The organism is Paenibacillus sp. 01T422 (assembly GCF_056398785.1).
On sequence record NZ_JBFTQB010001324.1, the window covers coordinates 1 to 1186 of the forward strand.

Genomic DNA, 1186 nt, shown 5'->3' on the forward strand with positions numbered 1-1186 from the left:
CTGCGGCGGATGAGAAGAGTTCCGCTCAACAAAACGGGTATCCACCCTGATTTTGGAGGTGGCTTCGACACCATGCTCGATGGATTCGATTAGCAAATCAACGGCCAATTGGGCCATGCGTTTCTTCTCGACATGTACAGTAGTTAGTTCCGGTGAAATGATGCGAGACTCCGAAATATTATCAAAGCCAACGATGGACACTTGCTCAGGCACCCGGATACCGAGCTCTGTCAAGGTCTTCATAGCACTAATGGCGATGTAATCACATTCGCAAAAGATGGCAGTCGGCAGCTGGCGGCCCGTTTCCATGTACGCCTTTATTTGTTTCTTCAGATCTTCTTGAGAGGATAACATCGTCGGCGCTACAGCAAAAATGCGATCAGGATGGATCTCAAGTCCCTGTTCATGCAAAGCCTCATAAAAGCCCACTTTGCGCTCCTCAAAGTTCTGAATCCGAACATTGGAAGCAATATAGCCAATTTCTGTATGACCGATGCCGCATAGGTGAGCGCCTGCTTGATAGGCTCCCATGAAGTTATTCATGCTCACAAAATGGACCGGCAGCTTATCGAAGCAATTGTCGAGCACAACAAGGTGAGGCCCCAGCCGATTCGAAATGTCCAGAATTTCCTCAGGACTCAGGTTATTTCCAAGCAGTATAATGCCATCGCTTTGGTTGTCCTCTGCAAGCGTTCGAATTTCGCGTTCGAAATACTCCATATCCACCGACGAAAAGAGCAAGGAATAACCTTTGGAGCGGCAGCGATCCTCAATATAATGAATCAGCTCTCTAAAAAAGGGCTGCTGATAATAGGCTTCAAGCACGATGCCCGAGTTGGTGAAAACGAGAAAAGAGAGTGATTTCACGGCGTTTTCGGCAGCAGATGCCCGAGGTTTCGGGGAATAACCACTTTCCCTAGCAATCTCAAGTACACGGTCGCGAGTCTCCGAGCTGATCCCCGTTTTGCCGTTTAGAGCAAGTGATACCGCCGATTTGGAAACTCCGGCCATTTTCGCAATATCTTCCATTTTCAAGTCGAACAATCCCCATTTACTAAATTAGTTGAGTGAGTTTAGTTTATCCCTAACTGCATTGAAATGCAATAATTCATTTATTTTTAACTAAACTTTTTATATAAATATAACTAAATTTAATAATAAACTGCATTGACGTCCTATTATAGAC

General features: G+C 45.3%; 1 protein-coding gene. It reads right to left on the reverse strand.

All coding sequences use genetic code 11. From position 1 onward, the window contains the following. The coding region (locus AC1DUA_RS38430) for a LacI family DNA-binding transcriptional regulator (protein ID WP_477504690.1) at positions 1–1035 on the reverse strand (1035 nt) is incomplete at its 3' end. Positions 1036–1186: the final 151 nt, after the last annotated feature.